Genomic DNA, 13,941 nt, shown 5'->3' on the forward strand with positions numbered 1-13,941 from the left:
CGACGGCTGTTCCCGCTTTCACCGCCGTGAGCCCGTAAACGGCTAACCCTCGATCGGCGCCGAGCGATTGGAACCCGGGCGCGGTGACCTTCATCTGCTGCGGGACATAAAGGAGAACGCTCGCCGCGTCCCAGGCCAGCGATTCATTCACACTCGCCTGAAGGTCTTTATACGGCATCGTGGAGACCGTGAAAAATCGTGTTTCGCCCGGACGCAAGGGATAATCAATCGTCCACACGCCGTTTTCACCCGCACGGGCAGCGACGGGAATGGGCATTCCGTTGGCTCCCACCGCGCTTGTTCGTTCGGGAGTGACTCCTTCGGGCAAGCGGAAGCTGAACACGCCTCCCGGACGCAGAAGCGTCACCGGGGGAGCCGTGTCGTTTCGGACGATGAATTCCCGGCCAATGAGCAGTTGATCGTTGGACTGCTGCACCAGATAGGTCATCCGATCCACGCGATACTCTCCCGTGGCAGCAGTCTCGAACACGCGCAACTCGATGCTTCCGCGGCCCGACTGGTACGGCTCGTGATAGTTGACTCCCCGATAGGCGGCCCGGATCATCATGGGTCCGGAGGCGTCGGCGGAAAAGGAGAATCGTCCCTGCGCGTCGGTCGTCGTTTTGCCGACGACTTGCATTCCTCCTTCGAGCTTCACGAGATGAACTTCGACGCCCGCCGCCGGTTTCCCCGTCGTTCCATTGGTCACGATTCCGCTCACCTGAGCGAGGGCAACGGAACTGACGCCGAGCCCGCCGAAAAGAAACACTCCGCCGATGCGCATGAAAAACCGCACGCCGGTTCCCCGTTTCGTTTTCGCCGGATGGTTGTTCGGAAACATCGCTTCATCCCTCCCTCAAGGACGGGAAGCATCGGCGCGACGTTCGGCCGAGCCGACCCCGATGCCGCTTTCGGCCTGAGCTTTCTCCAGCTCGGCAAAGAGGGCCGCGGCCTCCGCTTCGAGCGCCTGTCGCGTGCGCAGGTAGTCGGCTTCGGAGAGCTTCCCCGCCCTGTACTCGAAGTGCAGGTCTCTCACGTTCTCCAAGATTTGGTCGCGCTTCTCCCGCAAAATGGCGATTCGATCGCGCGCCTGGCCAAGGTCCACGATCTCCTCAAAGAAGATGTAGATGACCGTGATGGCGGCCAGAAGTCCACAGAGGATAATGCCGATGAGCGTCATCAGCTTTCGATCTCCTCATCGAGTTCCCGGCGGATGCGCTCGCGCCAGGCCGGATCGAGAGCCACCGGCGAGGCCGGTTCAGCCACGAGCCGCTGATGCCACCAGCGCCGGAGAACGAATGCGATCACCACCGCGCCGACGAGCAAAGCGAAGAAGGGCGTCACCCAGGCCGTGACGTTAAACCCCTGAGCGGGCGGAGCGGCCAGAATTTTCGTGCCGTATTCCTGGATCATCACCTGAACGGCCATGTCATCGCTGTCGTACTTTGCTGCCGCCTGACGAAGCTTGGCCTTCGCCGCTTCCGAAAACGAGCAGTTGAGGTGGTTGCACTCGACGAGAATTTGATTGCACCCGCAGAGACAGAGCATCCTCTTGCCCATGCGCATCACCCGCTCATCGAGCGACGTTTGCGCGAGCACCGCGGCAGTACCGATCAGGAAGACCAAAAGCCCCAGCGTCCCTCCCCGCCGGATCATTCGAAGAGAGGCATTGAGCGGCGATGGGAAATTTCTTCCGGCCTTCCCGTTCCATTTAATCGGCCGAGGCATAAGCGACCTCCTTCTCTTTCGTCGGCGCCGATTCCGCCGCCGGGACGACGACGCGCTTGGGCAGGCGACTGGGAACGAGGGCGATGAAGATGCCGATCATCACCAGCCCGCCTCCCACCCATAACCAGCGCACGAGCGGATTGAGATAGACGTGAATGATCGGCGAGCGCGTCTCCTGATTGTCACCGGCATAGTAGACGTACAGGTCCTCGCGCCAGGTTGAATGAATCGTCACTTTCGTCAGCGGTTGCTCGCTCGCCTTATAAAAGCGCCGTTCCGGACGGAGCGTCGTCACCGCTTTGCCGTCCCGACTCACATCGAGCACGAGCCTCTCAGCGAAATAATTGGGATTATCCTCACTCGTCTGGCTTCGCAACGTCAACCGGTAGCGACCGATCTCCATCGAGGAGCCGGGCGTCATCTCGCTCTCCCGCTCCTGATTGAACGCCGCTCCGGTGATCCCGATGAACATGACGACGATGCCGAAGTGGATGATGTACCCCCCATAGCGTCGAGTGTTCCTGAGCGTCAGATGAACGAGCGCCTGGATGATATTCCGCCCCGATTGCGAGCGGATGACGCGCGCGCCCCGCCAGAATTCCGCCACGATCGTCGCGATGACAAACGCACTCAGCATGAACGACACGAGGGCATAGGGATGGCGCATTCCCGCGAGAATCAAGCTCACTCCCGTCACCACGGCGATGATGGTCGGATAGGTGAAATTTCGCTTCAGGCTCTCCCACGAGGTGCGCCGCCACGCGAGCAGCGGACCCACCCCCGTCAGCAGCAGCAGGAAGAGGAAGATCGGAATGTTCACCCGATTGAAAAAGGGGGCGCCCACGCTGACCTTACTTCCGGTCACCGCTTCGGAGATGATGGGGAAGAGCGTTCCCCACAAGACGGCAAAGCAAGCGGCGAGCAAGACGAGATTGTTGAAGAGGAAGGACGCTTCTCTCGACAATAAGGCTTCCAGTCGGTTCTCGCTCTTCAGATAATCCCTGCGCTCCCAGTAAAAGTAGAGGCACACGCCCAGCACGATCACCAGAAATCCGACGAACCAGTTGCCAATCGGGGACTGGGCGAAGGCATGAACCGAACTGACCACACCGCTTCGCGTCATGAATGTGCCGAAGATGCAGAGCATGAAGGTGATGAAGACGAGCCACACGTTCCAGACCTTGAGCATCCCCTTGCGCTCCTGCATCATGACCGAGTGCAGGAAAGCCGTTCCCGTCAACCAGGGCATGAAGGAGGCATTTTCCACCGGGTCCCATCCCCAGTAGCCTCCCCAGCCGAGCACGGTGTAGGCCCAGTGCGAGCCGAGCAAAATGCCCAGCGTCAAAAATCCCCAAGTCAGCATCGTCCAGCGTCGGGTGACGTGGATCCATTTCTCGCCGGGCGACCGGCTGATGAGTGCGGCCAGGGCAAAAGCAAACGGCACGCTGAAGCCCACATACCCCAGATAGAGCATCGGAGGATGCATGGCCATCTCCGGATACTGCAGCAACGGATTGAGGCCCCGGCCATCGGCAGGGAGAAAGGGTTGCATTGCTCCAGCGGCGGTCACTTCGACCAGCCGACGAAAGGGACTCACGACAAACGCATTGAGCAAGAGGAAGAAGACCTGAATGCCCGCCAGGATCGTTCCGGCCAGCGGCCGCAACTCTCCTTCACGCCGATGCCGAACCTGCACGACGAACATGTAGCCGGCGAGAATCCAGCTCCAGAAAAGTAATGACCCCTCCTGACCCGACCACAACGCCGCCAGCTTGTAGATCGTCGGCAGATCCCGATTGCTGTGGTTGGCGACGTAGGCAATCGTGAATTGATCCGTCAAAAACAATCCCCAGAGGCAAACCATCGCCAGCGTCAGCGTCGGGAAAACGGTCACACCGGCCCGCCGGGCTGTCTCTCGCAGCACGGGATGCTGCTTCACAGACGCCAGTACACCCGCGACGAAAGCATATCCGGCGGCAACCAGAGCGAGAAATACCGCGAAGGAACCGAACAGGTCCATAGCGCCCTCATCAGATGATCATTGTATGACGGTCAATAGTACCTGCGCCCCTTCGCCGGGGTCAAGGAGACTCCGCGCCCGCATCCCGCCTCCGGTGGAATCACCGAGAGGCCCAAAGAAGCGGTTCTCCGGGTGGCCCATGTGAGCCTCCCTTGGACAGAGGAAAAAAGATGATCGGACCAAGCTTTCCCATTGAAAAGATACGGTTAATTTGCCATGCTTAGCCATGATGAAGACAGCGATGAGCCGGGAAAACGACGATGGCATATCCGCGAAAGCTCGATCTGGCTATCGAGTCGACGCGCAAACTGGCGCGGATCGGGGCCAGCGTCAACCTGGTCAATCTGCTCCGCAAGATGCGCCCGGAGGACGTCGCCGTCATCTTCGGTAATCTCACCGACGGCGAACGGCTGTTCGCCTTCCGATCCCTGCTCAAACAAGACGGAGATTTCGTCGCTCAAACCATCAGCGCCATGCCTCCTAAAGAGGGAGCGGCCCTGTTGGCGCATCTGGAACCGGTCGCCATCGCTGATCTCCTGCAAAAGCTCCCGGTGGATGACGCCACCGAACTGACCTCCAAGCTGCCTCCGGAACTGGCTGAACAGGTTCTGGAAGTGATGAATGTGGCCCGGTCGGCTGATGTCGTTGACCAGCTTCAGTTCGAGGAGAACACCGCCGGGCGCATCATGAACCCCAACGTCTTCGCCCTGCACGAGGACATGTCGGTGGGGGAAGCCATCACCACGCTCCAGCGCAAGAGCGATGAGCTGGAGATGGTCTTCTACCTCTACGTCATAGATGACCGCCATCATCTCGTCGGCGTCGTCAGCCTGCGCCAACTGCTGCTGAATCCGCCGAGCACGCCGCTGCGGAAGATCATGTCCACCGATGTCATCAGCGTGCATACGAGCACCGATCAGGAAGAGGTCGCCCGCGTCGTCTCCAAATATGATCTGCTGGCCGTTCCCGTGGTGGATGATGAAAACCGGCTCGTGGGAATCATCACCGTTGACGATGTCATTGACGTTTTGCGCGAAGAGGCGACCGAGGACATCTACGCACTGGCCGGCGTGGACACCGACGAGAAGGTGACGACGCCCTCGCTCCGTTCGATTCAACTGCGATTCCCCTGGCTCTTTGCCAATTTGCTCACGGCCATTCTGGCTGCTGGCGTCGTCTACCTGTTCCAGGATACGATCTCCAAGGTTGTCGCAGCGGCCACTCTGATGACGATTGTGGCCGGACAGGGAGGCAATGCCGCCATTCAAACGATCACGGTCATCGTTCGCGGTCTGGCTCTGGGCGAGGTTACCTGGGCCAATGCCCGCCGCGTCCTCTTCAAGGAAATCCTGGTGGGCACCGGCAATGGCCTGCTCATCGGGGGCATCATGGCGGTGGTGGCTCTGTTCTGGTTCAAGAAGCCGATGCTCGGCGTGGCCATTGGATTGGCCTTGATCATCAACCTGTTTGTCGCCGGACTGTTCGGAACGTTGATCCCGCTTTTCCTGCGCTGGCTGAAACTCGATCCGGCGCTCGCCTCCGGCGTGATCGTCACAACTTTCACCGACGTCTGCGGATTCTTCTCCTTCCTCGGTCTGGTCACGCTGCTGCTCAACTGGATGCAATAAAGCGAATCTCTCCCAGGAGCGGATGTGTTAACCTGCCCCAAGGGCCCCCCGGGCAACACGACAGTCCCCCCCATCGGGTGCACCTCGCTCACCACACGCGCTTGCTGTTGAATTGACAAACCCCTTGGACTCGGGCTCCTTAAGTGGTATACTCTCCGCCGGCGAAACGCGACGAAAGGCAAGGGTCCGACACTCCGGCGCGCATCGCCGCCACTATTCCCGGCAACCATGACGCCGGGCGATGTGAGGGAGTTATGATTCAGAGGCAGCAACTCTCAAGCTCCCCACATCCGCCCATGCGCCTGCATCACCGGGCTACTGGTGCGAGATGAAAAAATCTCAGCAAGAGAGCAACCAAGACTGCCAACAAAAAGGAGGAAGTGGCCTATGCTCCCGAGATTTCTTCTCTCATGTCTCGCACTCACGGGCGTACTCATCGCCCTCACCCTTCTATCGGGAGGGAGAGTTTCGGCTCACGCTCCGGTGGTAACCATCCTCGGGGATACAATCGCTCTGACCTCCTGTCCGGAGGAGGGGTCGGCCCCTGGACGACTCCGCGTCAGAATCGTCCACTCGCGCCTGAAGGACATCACCAACATCAGCGTTTACGTTGATGGAAGCCCCACGGCGTCCCTGAGCATCAATAATCCCTTCCCTGGAAGTAACGCCATCGCAACGACCAGGACCCTCATCGTTCCCGGTCTTACGCTGGACTCTCATTCCATCAAGGTGGAGGTCACCGCTCACGAGGAATCGGAAGGAACAACCGGTCAGGTCGAAATGACAGTCGGATGCGACGACGATGGCGATGATGTCATCAACGATGAGGATAATTGCCCGAGGGTGCGCAATCCCGATCAGGGCGACGAAGACCTGGACGGCCAGGGGAACGTCTGCGATCTCTGCCCCACGACTGCTGATCTCGAGTGCGCTAACCAAACAGCAGCGGTGAACGGTCCGCTGACGCTCATCCCGGAGACGCCCGGCCCGCTTGCCCGCCGCCAGGAGGAGAGTCCAACGGGTCTGCTCATCGCCGATTTTGCCGCCGATCAGATGGTGGTGCTCGTCAGCAAGAATGATGGGACGTTCCGTCGGCTGCGAGCCATTCCGGTCAATCCCGGCCCCGTCGCTCTGGGCCTCGGGGATTTCAACGAGGACACGAACACGGATGTCGTCGTCGTGAGCCTGACGAGCGAACTCGTCTCGCTCTTCTTCGGCGATGGGAGCGGCAGATTTACGCCCGGCCCTACTGTTGCGCTCGAAGGACGCCGTCCGCGGGCTGTGGCTCTCGGACAGTTCAATAACGACACCCATCTCGATATGGCCGTTCTGACCACCGGAACGAACGACATCGCGATCTTCCTCGGTCAGGGAGATGGCCGGATGATCCAGAGCGCCGACGTACCGCTCACGGGAACCGCTCCGAGTGCGATCACCGTCGGCTTCTTCAACAACGATGGACTGACCGACCTTGCGGTCTCCAACCTGGACTCGGACGATGTCTCGATCCTGTTTGGAAACGGACGGGGCGGCTTCAGCGAATTCTCCCGGGTTCCCGTGGGGGACGGACCGACCTCGGTGACCGTGGGAGACTTCGATGATGACGGGCGATTGGACATCGCCACGGCCAACGTCAACGCCGATTCCATCACGACCTTGCTCACGCGCACCCTGGGCAATACGACGACATTCACTCGTATTGATCGCCCGGTCGGCTCTCGTCCGATTTCCCTGGCGAGCGGAAGGTTTCTTGCCGACCAGGTGGGCGTGGCTGTGGTCAACCTCCTCTCAACAGACCTCACGTTCGTAGCCCGTCCGGGAGAAATCGCGCTCAAGGCTCCGGATCGGTTTCCTGTGGGATTGCGACCATCACAAGTGACCACGAATGATTTCGATGGCGATGGGAATCTCGACATTGTCGTCATCGGGTCTTTCCCCAACGAAATCGTGACCTTTTTGGGCACGGGCGAAGGAAAATTCAAACGCGTGCGCGGGCTGTGATCCGCCAGGGGGAGAATTCTCTCCCCCGTCTCCCCCTGACAATCGAAAATGTGCGGAAGTGATCTCGCGCCGCCCGTTGGCCCGCGGCGCTTCCGGGAGGAGTCTCCTTATCCCTCCTGCGGACTGTACCAGGAATGAGCTGAATCGCTACAATGTCTTTTGTGTCGAAGGCAGGTTTGGTGAAGTGAACGTCAGGGAGGACAAATGGTGATTGATCTTCGCAGCGATACGGTGACACGACCCACTCCGGAAATGCGGGCGGCGATGGCCCGGGCCGATGTGGGCGATGATGTCTATGGGGAAGATCCGACGGTCAACCGCTTGCAGGAGCGGGCGGCCGAGATCTTCGAGCGAGAGGCGGCGTTGTTTGTTCCTTCGGGGACGATGGGCAATCAGATTTGCCTCAAGGTGCACACCCGGCCCGGTCAGGAAGTGATCGTGGAAGAACGGAGCCACATCTACAACTATGAGATGTCGGCCATGGCCGTCATTTCCGGCCTTCTGCCGCGCGTCATCACGGCACCGGATGGAATCCCCGATTGGCCAACCATCGAAAGAGCCATCCGTCCCCCGAGCTATTTCCGTGCGGCCACCGGACTCATCTGCTTGGAAAATACCCACAATATGGCCGGAGGAACGATTCTGCCGGTCGAACGCATGGAGGAGATCTGCGCTCGCGCTCACGAGCGCGGCTTACCCGTGCATCTGGATGGGGCACGAATCTTCAATGCGGCGGTGGCGCTCGGGCGGTCGGTCGCCGAGCTGACGCGGCCGGCCGATTCCGTGATGTTCTGTCTCTCGAAGGGCCTTGGCGCCCCGGTGGGCTCGATGATCGTGGGGAGTCGAGATTTCATTGACGCCGCTCATCGTGTGAGAAAGATGCTCGGAGGGGGAATGAGGCAGGCGGGCGTGCTCGCCGCGGCCGGACTCATCGCCCTGGAGAAAATGCCGGAACGACTTCACGAAGATCACGAGAATGCCCGGTTGCTGGCCGCCGGGTTGGCCGAAATCCCCGGCATCGCCATTGATCCCGAAAAAGTTCAAACCAACATCGTCATCTTCAGCATTGCCGCCACCGGGATGACGACCGCCGAGTTCTCAGCCCGATTGAAGGAGCGCGGCGTGCTGGCCCAGGGTATCAGCCCGACCGAGATGCGCCTGGTCACACACTATGATGTCAGCCGCCAGGATTGTCTGCAGGCGCTTCAGATCATCCGGGAAGTCTTGCGATGATCGGAGCCATAAGAAGAATCGGTGGACGCGGAGCACGAAACTGCTTCGAGCGTCGCGCGGAGGAACGGCATGATCATTGCTATTGATGGGCCGGTGGGATCGGGCAAGAGTACGGTGGGTCGGCGGCTGGCCGAACGCCTCGGTTATCGCTATATGGACACGGGAGCCATGTATCGCGCCCTGGCCTGGAAAGCCCTGAAAGCGGGAATCCCTCTTGACGATGCCGAGGCGCTCACGGCCCTGGCCGAGCAATCCGAGATCACGCTGGCCGGTGATGCGACTCATCTTCGCGTTCTCATTGATGGAGAAGATGTGACCGATGACATCCGCTCGCCGGAGATCAGTCGGGCGACATCGCTCATTTCCACCATTGCCGGCGTGCGTCGAGCACTGGTGGCGCAGCAACGGCGCATCGCCGGGGAAGGAAATGTCGTCGTTGAAGGACGGGACATCGGGACCGTCGTCTTTCCCCGGGCCGATGTCAAATTCTATCTCGATGCCCGCGTCGAGGTGCGGGCGCGCCGCCGATGGGAGGAAGAACGAGCCCGGGGCCGACAGATAACACTCGACGAGGTCACTCGTCAGACCCGCGAGCGAGATCGGCGCGATGCCGAGAGGGAAGCATCACCGCTGCGCCCGGCCGATGATGCCATTCTCATTGATTCGTCCGATCTGACGGTGGACGAAGTCGTGGAGCGAATGATGGACATCATCGGCCAGCGGAGTGAGCGAAACGGAATTCAGGCTCTCCAGTCGCGGTAGGAGGATCTCGATTAAGGCGAAGAGGCGAAGGCTAACTTTCCGATCCGTTTCTCCGTGTTTGCCGAGTTTTCCCGCTCCGAAAAGAGACCGCGAAATGCCACGAAGACGGCGTCTCGCCCGGGGAAAATCTCCCGGCGAGCAGGACGAGGGCAGATGACGCTCCCGAAGGTTCCGCAGATTCAAGGAAGGGATCGGTCTCGAGGCGAGAGACGCTCGGCTCGGCTATCCTTGCTCGCGGTCGCCGGACGGTGACATACTGTTGATCTCGAGCGCGTTGGAGTCGAGGAAGAATGAGCACTTTTCGCTTCGTCACAGCCGGCGAGTCACACGGTCGGGCGCTGGTCACGATCGTCGAGGGGCTACCTGCCGGTCTGCCCGTTGACATCGCGTTTATTAACCGGCAGCTCAGCCGCCGTCAGCAAGGCTATGGACGTGGCGGCCGTCAAAAGATCGAACGAGATCGAGCCGACATTCTTTCGGGCGTGCGACATGGGAAGACGCTCGGTTCGCCGATTGCCCTGCTCATTGAGAACCGCGATTTCGTCAACTGGCAAGAGGTCATGGCCGTTGACCCGCGTGAGTTCTCCGACGAGGCGGAGGCGCGGCGGGTCATGCGTCCGCGGCCGGGACATGCCGATCTGGCCGGGGGATTGAAATTCGACACGCACGATCTGCGCGACATCCTCGAACGAGCGAGTGCCCGCGAGACAGCCGCCCGCGTCGCTGCCGGCGCCCTGGCTCAACTCTTGCTCCGCGAATTCGGCATCGAAATCGCCAGTCACGTCCTGATGGTGGGCGGCGTCCCCGAACAGCCTCGCGAAGATGTCTCCTGGGAAGAGATCGTGGCCATCCCGGACGACTCTCCTCTTCGCTGCGCCGATCCGTCTCTGGAGCAACAGATGATCGCCCGCATCAAGGAGGCGATGAAAACGGGCGACACGCTGGGCGGCCTTTTTGAAGTTGTGGCTCGGGGCGTTCCGCCGGGACTGGGATCGCACACGCAGTGGGATCTCCGATTGGACGGGCGGCTGGCTCAGGCGGTGATGTCCATTCAAGCGGTCAAAGCCGTGGAAATCGGCTCCGGGGTGAGAGCGAGCGCCCGTCCGGGTTCTCAGGTTCATGATGAGATCTTTTACGATGCCCAGGCGCGGCGATTCTACCGCACGACCAATCGCGCCGGGGGACTGGAAGGCGGCATGACCAATGGAGAGATGGTGCGCGTCCGGGGCTACCTCAAACCTCTGGCGACGCTGCGCCGCCCCTTGATGAGCGTCAACGTTGCCACCAAGGAGCCTGCTCCCGCTGCCTTTGAACGATCGGATGTCACGGCCATCACAGCCGCCGGCGTCATCGGCGAGGCGATGGTGGCCATTGTCCTGGCCCAGGCGCTGCGAGAAAAATTCGGCGGCGATTCGCTCGATGAGATGAAGCGGAACTTTCACGCCTATGAGGAACAGCTTCGCCGGTATTGATCTCGCCGGGAGAGACGCAACGGCACAATGCGCGCGACGGACAAAAAGGCACGACGGATGAAACGGGCCGCCTTCGGGCGCGTCATCCGCTACTGGAAGCGGCACTGGATGCCGCTGCTCGTGGGGCTCGGCTGTATCTTCATCGGCAACGGCATCGGGTTGATGGCTCCCCGGATCGTGCGCGATGCCGTCAATGACCTGCTCGTGGCGGTGACGGCGGAGAAACTCGGACGCTATGCCGGTCTGGTCATCGGGATCGTTCTCGTTCAGGGCATCTTCCTCTTTCTTCAGCGGCGGTTGATCGTGGGCATGTCGCGGGACATCGAATACGAGATGCGCAATGAGATTTTCGCGCATCTGCTTCGGCTCGAGCCGAGCTTCTATCATCAGCAGCGGACGGGAGATTTGATGTCGCGGGCGACCAATGACCTGGCCGCCGTGCGCATGATGGTGGGACCGGCGATCATGTATGCCACGAATACCGTCGCCGTCTTCAGCATCGCCATTCCCCTGATGATTCGGGTGAACGGGCGGCTGACGGCTCTGGCTCTCGCCTCGCTTCCTCTGGTCTCCGTTGCCACGAAGCTCTTCGGTCAGCGGATTCACGATCAGTTCGAGAAGATTCAGGAGCATCTGGCACGGCTCAGCGCCAAAGCGCAGGAGAACTTTGCCGGCGTCCGCGTCATTCGGGCCTATGTTCAAGAGGATGCGGAGCGTCGCGCCTTCGACCAGCTCAATCGCGAGTATGTGAGGAAGAATCTCCGGCTCATCCGCCTGACCGGCCTGTTTTATCCCACGCTGCACGGACTCATCGGCCTGGCGGCCGTCGCCGTCCTCTGGTACGGCGGGCGACTGGCCATGCAGCAAGTGATCACCGTCGGTCAATTCGTCGAGTTCAATCTCTATCTCGTCCGCTTGATCTGGCCGGTGATCGCTCTGGGGTGGGTCGTCAATCTCTTTCAACGCGGTCTGGCGAGCCTCGGTCGGATCGCGGACATTTTAGAGCGCGAGCCGCGAATTCAGGACCTCTCGCGCGATGGCTCACGGAGTCCCTCTCTCGTCGGGCTCCGGCAGGAGAGTCTCCACGGCAGCGACGATCACCCCCGCATCCACGCCGGTCGCATCGAGTTCCGTCAGCTCACCCTTCAGCTCGATGGACACCGCCCGATTCTTCGGAACATCACGTTGACGATCGAGCCGGGCGAAACCGTCGCTCTCGTCGGGCGGACCGGCGCCGGAAAGACTGTGCTCGTGAGCCTCATCCCCCGACTCCTCGATCCGCCGCCGGGAACACTGTTCATTGACGGTCACGATGTCCGAACCATTCCGCTCGACCACCTGCGGGCCTCAATCGGCATGGTTCCTCAGGAGCCCTTTCTCTTCAGCCTGAGCATCGGCGAGAACATCGCCTTCGGCGCGGCTTCCGCGACGGCCGAAGAAATTGCTGAAGCGGCGCGACAGGCCGGTCTTGAGGAGGACATCCTCGGATTTCCTCACGGGCTTGACACGCTTGTGGGCGAGCGCGGCATCACGCTGTCGGGCGGCCAGAAGCAACGCACGGCGATTGCCCGCGCTCTCCTTCGCAATCCCAGAATCCTCATCCTCGACGATGCGCTCTCGTCGGTGGACACGCAGACGGAAGAGCGGATCCTGCATCACCTCCGGCAGGTGATGCGGGGGCGAACGTCGCTCATTATTTCCCACCGCATCTCGACTATCCGCGATGCGGACAAGATCGTCGTCCTCGATCAGGGACAGATCGTCGAGGAGGGAACCCACGACGAGCTTCTTGCGCGCGGCGGCCTTTATGCCGATCTCTACGAGAAGCAACTTCTCGAAGAAGAGCTGACGGCCAGCGAGTAAAAGGCATGCGCATTCACGTTGTTCAGACGGCGCAAAAACGCTGGACTTTTGTGGCCGAGCCCCGGTCGGCTCCGGCGTCCGGTCCGTCGGACGTGGAGCCGTCGTCCTGGCTCTGGACGAAGCTGGCCCGAAAGTACGAGCAGATTCGCGCATCGCTTGATCAGGCGTCGAGCCCCACCGGCCGCGGTCTCCGTCGCCTCCTGGCACACCTGGAAGCGCACATCTCTCTCGAAGAGACGCTACTCAAGCAGATGCGCAAAGCCCCTGCGATTGATATCCTCTATCCGGCGACGTTGAAAGAGCCGGTCGTTCGTCGGCGGTTTCTCCGGTTTCTGCGCCGGCGCATCCACTATCACACGCGCTGGCTCATGATTAACTTTTTGCTTCTGCCGCTCACGGGACTGATGATGGTTCTTCCCGGACCGAATGTCTTCTTCGGCTGGAACGCCTATCGGGTGATCTCCCATCATCTGGCCCGTCAGGGGGGATGTCGTGTCCTTCGGGGAGAGGTTCCCCTCTCGTTCATTCCTCTGTCGGAGGAGACGAGCGTGCGATCTTCGGCATCCGAACCCCTTTCCACCGTCGTGTGACGCAGGGGAGGACTCATGATCACGCTTCCCCGAATCTACGCCATCACCGATTGCCGGATCAGCGGGCTGAGTCACGCGGAACAGGTCCGACGACTCGCGGCCGGAGGAATCCGCTGGATTCAGCTCCGGGAGAAGACGGCCTCGCCGAGAGAGTTTTACCATCAAGCCCGGGAAGCTGTGGCGGTGGCTCGCGCCCTGGGCGTGACCCTGATCATCAATGATCGAGCGGATATTGCTCTGGCCGTTGGCGCCGACGGCGTTCATCTCGGACAGGATGATCTCCCGCCGGAGAAAGCCCGCGCTCTCCTCGGACCGGAAAAGATCATCGGATTCTCCACGCACTCGCTGGAGCAGGCGATGGCCGCCCAGGCGCTGCCCGTTGACTATATTGCCTTCGGGCCGATCTTCCCCACCCGGACGAAAGAGAATCCCGATCCGGTTGTGGGCGTTGAACAGCTCCGCCGGCTCCGACAAGCCGTGGAGAAACCGCTCGTCGCCATCGGAGGGATTACGCTCGAGCGGGCCCGTGACGTCCTGGCGGCGGGGGCCGATGCGCTGGCTGTGATCTCTGACCTGCTCTCACATCCCGACATCACCCAGCGAGCCCGTCAGTACATCGAGACCTGTTGCAGCGACTCCGAACC

12 protein-coding genes are annotated in these 13,941 nt (G+C 60.9%); 8 read left to right on the forward strand and 4 right to left on the reverse strand.

Going from position 1 to position 13,941, the window contains the following annotated elements:
- The 4 genes from VNM72_00560 to VNM72_00575 all read right to left on the reverse strand — a co-directional run.
- On the reverse strand, positions 1–841 hold an 841-nt coding region (locus VNM72_00560; protein HXF03890.1), incomplete at its 3' end, for a carboxypeptidase regulatory-like domain-containing protein.
- A gap of 15 nt (positions 842–856) precedes the next feature.
- A complete protein-coding gene (locus VNM72_00565; protein HXF03891.1) occupies positions 857–1,180 on the reverse strand; it encodes a hypothetical protein in 324 nt (107 codons plus the stop codon).
- Positions 1,180–1,728, reverse strand: coding sequence for a cytochrome c-type biogenesis protein CcmH (locus VNM72_00570; GenBank protein HXF03892.1), 549 nt, complete (start codon positions 1,726–1,728; stop codon positions 1,180–1,182). Before VNM72_00570 ends, VNM72_00565 begins: the two co-directional genes overlap by 1 nt.
- The gene (locus VNM72_00575) at positions 1,712–3,748 is read right to left on the reverse strand and encodes a heme lyase CcmF/NrfE family subunit (protein ID HXF03893.1); all 2,037 of its coding nucleotides are present in this window, start codon (positions 3,746–3,748) and stop codon (positions 1,712–1,714) included. The genes VNM72_00570 and VNM72_00575 overlap by 17 nt, the downstream gene beginning before the upstream one ends.
- A gap of 260 nt (positions 3,749–4,008) precedes the next feature.
- Between VNM72_00575 and mgtE the strand changes: the two genes are divergently transcribed.
- The 8 genes from mgtE to thiE form a co-directional block, all read left to right on the forward strand.
- Positions 4,009–5,376 (forward strand): magnesium transporter, encoded by a 1,368-nt coding sequence (mgtE, locus tag VNM72_00580; protein ID HXF03894.1) that lies wholly within the window; start codon positions 4,009–4,011, stop codon positions 5,374–5,376.
- Between the two features lie 387 nt (positions 5,377–5,763).
- Positions 5,764–7,377 (forward strand): VCBS repeat-containing protein, encoded by a 1,614-nt coding sequence (locus tag VNM72_00585; protein HXF03895.1) that lies wholly within the window; start codon positions 5,764–5,766, stop codon positions 7,375–7,377.
- A 204-nt stretch (positions 7,378–7,581) separates the two neighbouring features.
- Entirely contained in the window at positions 7,582–8,610 is a 1,029-nt protein-coding gene (gene ltaE, locus VNM72_00590) for a low-specificity L-threonine aldolase (protein HXF03896.1), read from the forward strand.
- Positions 8,611–8,679: 69 nt separating this feature from the next.
- Positions 8,680–9,372, forward strand: a complete 693-nt coding sequence (gene cmk, locus VNM72_00595) for a (d)CMP kinase (GenBank protein ID HXF03897.1) — start codon at positions 8,680–8,682, stop codon at positions 9,370–9,372.
- A 290-nt stretch (positions 9,373–9,662) separates the two neighbouring features.
- Positions 9,663–10,844 (forward strand): chorismate synthase, encoded by a 1,182-nt coding sequence (gene aroC, locus VNM72_00600; protein ID HXF03898.1) that lies wholly within the window; start codon positions 9,663–9,665, stop codon positions 10,842–10,844.
- Positions 10,845–10,871: 27 nt separating this feature from the next.
- The gene (locus VNM72_00605; GenBank protein ID HXF03899.1) at positions 10,872–12,707 is read left to right on the forward strand and encodes an ABC transporter ATP-binding protein; all 1,836 of its coding nucleotides are present in this window, start codon (positions 10,872–10,874) and stop codon (positions 12,705–12,707) included.
- A gap of 5 nt (positions 12,708–12,712) precedes the next feature.
- Positions 12,713–13,297 (forward strand): hypothetical protein, encoded by a 585-nt coding sequence (locus VNM72_00610; GenBank protein ID HXF03900.1) that lies wholly within the window; start codon positions 12,713–12,715, stop codon positions 13,295–13,297.
- 15 nt (positions 13,298–13,312) lie between these two features.
- Positions 13,313–13,941 (forward strand): thiamine phosphate synthase (thiE, locus tag VNM72_00615; protein HXF03901.1); only part of this gene is annotated, 629 nt, incomplete at its 3' end.

It is taken from the genome of Blastocatellia bacterium, from assembly GCA_035573895.1.
GTDB lineage: Bacteria > Acidobacteriota > Blastocatellia > HR10 > HR10 > DATLZR01.